Source organism: Chloroflexota bacterium (assembly GCA_020850535.1).
GTDB lineage: Bacteria > Chloroflexota > UBA6077 > UBA6077 > JACCZL01 > JADZEM01.
The window spans coordinates 21,080-27,079 of record JADZEM010000193.1 but is presented as its reverse complement, the minus strand read 5'-3'; the positions used below and the strand labels follow the sequence as shown (position 1 = coordinate 27,079).

The 6,000-nt window shown below is 70.0% G+C and carries 6 protein-coding genes; all 6 read left to right on the top strand.

Going from position 1 to position 6,000, the window contains the following annotated elements:
- The first annotated feature begins 141 nt into the window (after positions 1-141).
- Positions 142-375, top strand: coding sequence for a hypothetical protein (locus tag IT306_27880; GenBank protein MCC7372266.1), 234 nt, complete (start codon positions 142-144; stop codon positions 373-375).
- Positions 376-577: 202 nt separating this feature from the next.
- Entirely contained in the window at positions 578-1,783 is a 1,206-nt protein-coding gene (locus tag IT306_27875) for a GGDEF domain-containing protein (GenBank protein MCC7372265.1), read from the top strand.
- Positions 1,784-1,800: 17 nt separating this feature from the next.
- Positions 1,801-3,336, top strand: a complete 1,536-nt coding sequence (locus tag IT306_27870; protein MCC7372264.1) for a hypothetical protein — start codon at positions 1,801-1,803, stop codon at positions 3,334-3,336.
- 417 nt (positions 3,337-3,753) lie between these two features.
- Complete coding sequence (locus IT306_27865; GenBank protein MCC7372263.1) at positions 3,754-4,395, top strand: hypothetical protein; 642 nt, start codon at positions 3,754-3,756, stop codon at positions 4,393-4,395.
- A 2-nt stretch (positions 4,396-4,397) separates the two neighbouring features.
- A complete protein-coding gene (locus tag IT306_27860; GenBank protein MCC7372262.1) occupies positions 4,398-5,033 on the top strand; it encodes a hypothetical protein in 636 nt (211 codons plus the stop codon).
- Positions 5,034-5,074: 41 nt separating this feature from the next.
- Positions 5,075-5,941: a signal peptidase I gene (locus tag IT306_27855; GenBank protein MCC7372261.1), complete on the top strand. Its 867-nt coding sequence runs from the start codon at positions 5,075-5,077 to the stop codon at positions 5,939-5,941.
- Positions 5,942-6,000: the final 59 nt, after the last annotated feature.

Sequence of the window (6,000 nt, the reverse complement as noted above, 5' to 3'; positions counted from 1 at the left end):
TGAAACCCCCGCCTACACTCCTGCCGTCGGGAACGGCCGGCACTGGTGCGACTGGCGCGTCGCGCAGCGACGGCAGGAGTGTAGGCGGGGGTTTCAAGCCCCGACCGCCCGTTCCATGATGCTTCGGGGACACCAATGAACATGCAATCGCCCTGCGGCTGTACCCTGGTGCTGGCCGGTGAGGAGATCCCGCTCCTGGCCCGCATCATCTCGGTGGTCGATGCTTACGACGCCATGACCACCACCCGGCCGTACCGCGTTGGGATGCCGGTCACGCGGGCCTGCGAGATCCTCGAAGAGAACCGTGGGCCGCGGTGGGACAGCACGATCGTCGAGTGCTTCCTGGGGTTGCTGAAGGCGGAGGGGCCGGGCTGATCGCGGCGGCCTGAACGACTCTACGTGAATACCGGGTCTCAGATCGGCACGACGGTTCCATCCCCCCGCCTCGCCCGGCCACGTTTCCGTAGGGTGCAGGGTGCGCGCCACGCGAGCGTGTGCGCCCGCCCCCGCCAGAAGCTTGTGACGCCGGCGTCGGTTCAGCCTCGAAGCTGATACCGCCCGGCTGTGGATGGAGCGCGTGTCTGGCCTGACCTCATGGAACTTCGGCAGCCTCAGACGGGCACGGTCCGCTGGGACCATCGTAGCCGTCGTCATCGTTGGCCTGCTGGCCGTCTTCTTCGCCTGGACCGGCGACCAGCAGACCCAGCGCTGGATCACACAGCGCATCGCTCAGCGCGCCGTCTCGGTTCTTGACGAGCAGGTGCTCGGTCATCTTGACGCCAGCGACTTTCAGCAGGCGCGCATCGCCAGCCTCACCCCGACGCTCGACCGTCAGCTTGCCGCCGCACGGACTGCAGACGGGCAAGATCTGCTCCAGGTCAGCATCTACGCCCCGGACGGCACCGTCCTGTACTCGGGGCAGCAGGAGCGCGTCGGGCGCAAGGTGTTGCCGGCCCGCGTACCGCGCCTGGCCGCCGCGCTGGCTGGTACCGTTAACACCCGTGTGCTGTCACTCTCGTCGGCTGACGACGGAGACTTGTCCGGCAGCTACCGCGAAGTGCTGGCGGTCTACGCGCCGATCCGCCTTGGCGACCGGGTGGTCGCGGCCAGCGAGATCTACGCGGATCCCCGGCCGATCTGGCTGACGCGACTCGGCACCTGGTTCGCGGTGATCGGGCCGGTGACCCTCGGGCTGCTGCTGTACATGCGGCGTCGCCAGAGCGAGCAGGCCGATCAGGTCGAGAAGCTGATCGGCGCGGCGTTCTTCGACGCTCTGACCGGGCTGGCGAACCGGTCGCTCTTCAACTTCCGCCTGCAGCAGGCGTTCCACCGCGCCCGCCGTCGGGGCGAGCTGATGGTGGTGATGTTCCTGGATCTCGACCGCTTCAAGCAGATCAACGACACCCTGGGGCATGCCGCTGGGGATCGCCTGCTGGTGTCCGTTGGCGAGCGGCTGCTGGCGAACGTCCGCCCTGAGGACACCATCGCGCGGCTGGGCGGCGACGAGTTCGCCGTGATCCTCGAAGAGGTGCCCAGCCTGGACGAGGCCACTCGCATCGCGCAGCGCATCCTGGATGCGACGCGCCAGCCGTTCGTGCTGGCGGGGCAGGAGCGCATCGTCCACACGAGTATCGGCATCGCCGCGCGCACCCCGCTGCATCAGAAGCCAGAGGATGTCGTCCACGACGCCGACATGGCGCTCTACCAGGCGAAGGAAGGCGGGCGCGACCGGTACGCCATCTTCTCACCTCAGACGCGCAAGCCTGTCGGGCGAGCGTCCTGACGGCCCGGAATTCTGGCATGAATGCAGCCGCTGGCGGCGCGCCCAAGCAGCTCCGAAGCCGAGGCGGCAACCTCGCGCCCGGCCGCGTGCCGCTGGCAGGCCGGTGGACCTCCTCGGACCTGCTCAGCACGATGGCCGTGATCCTGATCATGTTCGGGATCACGGGCTATGCCGTCAGCGCGCGCATCGGGTACGCCGAGGAGAACCTCGACGAGCTGCTCGTCGAGGCCTGGGAACAGAGCGACGCGGTGACCAATCCGGCGGCCGATCCGACGAGGCTGCTCGAGATGGTTCAGTCCGCCATCGAGGATGGTCGGAAGGCGCGTGCCCCCACGCCGACGAGCGCCGCGCAGGCCGCGTCCGCGACCCCCTCGACGTCCCCGGAAACGCCGCCGGCCCAGGTCGGGCAGGGACGCGCGGCGACAGCGCCGAGTGCGGCGCTCGCGCCGAGCGTCGTCGCGACGTCTGGCGTGCCGTTGCCGCCCGTCGCTCCTGGCGGCGTCCCGTTGCCAGCGGCTGCCGCTGCCTCGCCGGGCGCCATCAGTGCGGGCGCGCCGGCGTCCTCGGGCACGCCCGGCGCCGGGAGCAACACGACCGGCCGCGACGACCCCGCCCGCTCTGCGAGCCAGCCGGCGCGCTCCGGGCAGGATGGCAACGGCGCTGGCGGAGGTGGCAACGGAGCTACTGGGGCCGGAGCGGCGCCGGTCAGGCCGCCGGTTCCGCCCACCCGTGAGCGCGCCCAGGGCACACCGCAGCCAGCCGATGTGGGCACCGTCGTGCCAACGGCCGTACCCGGTGAGGAGCTGCCACCTGGCACGGTGGTGCCAGTCGTACCTGCGCCCGCGACCAGCGTGCCGGAGGAGCCGGTCCTCGTGCCGCCAGTGCTCACAGCGCCGCCGGTGGCCACCATACCGCCGGTGGCCACCGTGCCGCCGGAGAACACGGCCACACCCGAGCGCACCGCGACCCCGCGGCGGACCGCGACGCCCGAGCACACGGCGACCGCGCAGCCAACCGCGACGGGCGCGCCAGCCCTGACCTCGACGCCCGTTCCCACGTCTACGCCACCGGCGACCTCCCCGCCGGCTCCCACCTCCCCGCCGATGCTCACGCCCACGCCGGCCCCCACCTCGACGCCCACGCTCACCCCGACCCCGACCTCGGGCTACGTGGTCATCCAGACCAATGCGCCGTCCAGCGGCCTGTTCGTCGTGAACGCCATGCGCCCGGGCGGCTGCGTGACCCAGAACGTCACGGTGTCGAATGTCGGGCGGGCCACGTTCCAGACCTACTCGCTCGCGACCGCGCCGGTGGGGCCTGCCACGCTGCTCTGGACCGACCAGAACAACGGCCTGCAACTGCGGGTGAGTCGCGGCAGCAGCGTGCTGTACGACGGCGTCATCAACGTGCCGACCCTGGATCTGGGGCTGGCGATGGCGCCCGGGGACACCGATCTGCTCGCGTTGTCGGTCTGCCTGCCGGCCGCCGCCAACAACAGCGTGCAGGGGCTGTCGCAGACCGTCTCGATCACCTGGACGGCGACGGCCAACTGAGCAGCGCGTCGGATCGCCAGCCCCGGCCGGGGATCTTTGCACGTCCTGCCGACCATGCCGCCACGTGCTGCTGAGCCGCCACCGGCGCGCTCCCTTCGCCCGAGGCGAGCAGCGGCCTGCGCGCGTGAACAGATGGGAAAGATTTGGGAAAAGAAAGCCGCCCACGTACTCGTCGCGTCCCCGCCCGCCCGGTTCTGGCGTTGGATTGAATGAGGAGCCCGAACGCAGCGTGCTCTGCCTCGGAGCAGGCGTCGCTCGCAGCCGCGAGCGCGACCGGATCCGCTGGCACAGGCGTTCAGGGCGCGGATCACTGGCAGGCGGCCACAACCACAGGCGGCTATCGGCACGACGACCATTCATGTGCTCGCACAGGCATCCGCATTGCACCCCTGCAATTCGAATCACGAGGCACCCCGCATGTACTGGCTTCGCACAGCTCTGCCCATCTTGCCTTACCGGCGTGTCTTCGCGGTGCTGGTGCTGCTGCTGGGCGTGCTGAGCCTTCTGAACGGGCAGGGGACGCTGGCCTACTTCACGAGCACGGCCACCAGCACGGGCAACGTCTTCAACACCGGAACGGTCATCCTCAAGCTGACCGACGCGGACGAGACGCAGTTGTCAGCGGTCACGGCCAGCTTCGGCTCGTCCAGCTTCCGCCCGGGCGACACGGTGGCCGGCTACGTCACCGTCCTCAACACCGGCACCCTCAGCTTCGACTACGGCCTCAAGTACACCGCCACCAACACAAGTGGCACGCTCTGGGCCGCCGGTACGCCGCCCACACTCGAGGTCTACACGGCCGGCTCGACGGCCAACTGCTCCCCGGCGAATGCGGCCGGCGCGAAAACCGGGCTGACCTCGGTCTCCTCAGCGGCGGCGGTGTCACTGTCGGCGGACACGGTGCTGTTCGATTCGGCTGGTGGCACGAAGCGGACCGTGGCAGCCTCTGGCAGCGAGATCCTCTGCGTCGTGGTGGCCTGGACGAACGGCGCAGCCGGGGCGGAGAACGCGCAGATGGGCGCCAGCGGCAATATCGATCTGACCTTCGACGCCCGATAGCCATGCGAACGTCGCTGGTGCTGGGCAGCCGCCTCCAACGCGCCCGTCCGACGATCCTCTGGAACCGCCTGCTGCTGGCGACGGTCCTGCTGCTCGGCGCGCTGACCGGCCTTGTGGAGGGTGGGACGGTCGCCTACTTCCGCGGCGCGGCAACCAGTACCGGAAGCGCTTTCACAGCCGGCACCATCGATATCGCGAACAGCCCGACCTCGGCCCTGCTGACGTTCAGCGACCTCGTGCCCGGCGAATCGGTGACCGCTCCGCTGACGGTCAGCAACAGCGGGACGCTCTCGCTGCGGTACGCCCTGGCAGCCACCGTCACGAACGACGATGGCAAGGGCCTCGGCGCACAGTTGTATCTGGCCGTCAAGTCTGGCGTCACGACCTGCACCAACGCCGGGTTCAGCGGCAGCGGCACATCCGTCTACGGCGGGGGCGGCTCGTCGCCGCTGGGCGCGGTTGGGTCCAGCCTGGACATCGTCGGGACGCCGTCATCGTTCCCGAACGGCGGCCGGACGGTCGCTGCGAGCGCCGGCGAGGTGCTCTGCTTCCAGGTCACCCTGCCGGCTGGCACCGGCTCCGGGTTCCAGGGCGCGACGACCACCGCCAGTTTCAGTTTCACGGCTCAACAGCTCTAGCGGTCAATCGCCACGGGCGAATCGTACGGGGATCAGCACCGATGGACGCAGTACAACAGCTCTCAACCTGGACGCGGCAGGCCTTCCTCGTCGCGCGGGCGGCCGCCGCGGGGTTGCTCCTGCTGCTTGTCGGCGTGATGCTGGCCGGTGCTGCGCCTGCGCTCATCGGCTACGAGTCGTACGTGGTGCTCAGCGGCAGCATGGAGCCGACGCTCCAGGTGGGTGACCTGGCCGTCGTCGGCCCGGTCCGCCCGGAGGATCTGCAGGTCCGCGACATCATCAGCTACCGCACGCCGATTCGCCCGAACGTCGTGGTGACGCATCGGCTGGTCGGGATCAGCACCAACGAGGCCGGCCGGCTCCTCTTCGAGACCAGGGGCGATGCGAACGACAGCGTAGACCAGGTCGAGGTGGACGCCCAGGCTGTCCTCGGACGCGTCGTCTACGGTGTGCCGAAGATCGGGTACCTGGTGCAGTTCGCCCGCCAGCCGCTCGGGAAGGTGGTGCTGCTGGGTCTGCCGGCGCTCTTCCTGATGGTGGACGCCCTGCTGGGCCGACGGACGACTCGCCCGACGCCGCTGGCCACCGAGCAGTTGACCCTCACGCCTGACCTGCTGATGCGCCGGGCCTGGGTCTCGCTGAGCAACGGCCGGCCGGCCGAGGCGGCCATGCTGCTGAACCAGGCGCTGGCGCAGAACCCAGACCTGGAGGATGCCTGGCTGCTGCTGGCCGAGTGTCAGTCCGATGCTGGAGCGCGCCTCACCTGCCTCTGGAAGGCCGTCGCTTCGAATCCGCACTCGATCCCGCTGCGCGAGGCGGCCGACGCGGCCGCCGCCGAGGTGCGCCGCAACGCCACACGCCAGGACGATGCATCCGCCGGGTTGACCTACGGCCATGCGTCCCGCTAGCCGATCCCTGGTCCCGCTGCAGCCAGCAGTCGCTGAGCTTTCCTGGGAGAGCCAGCCGC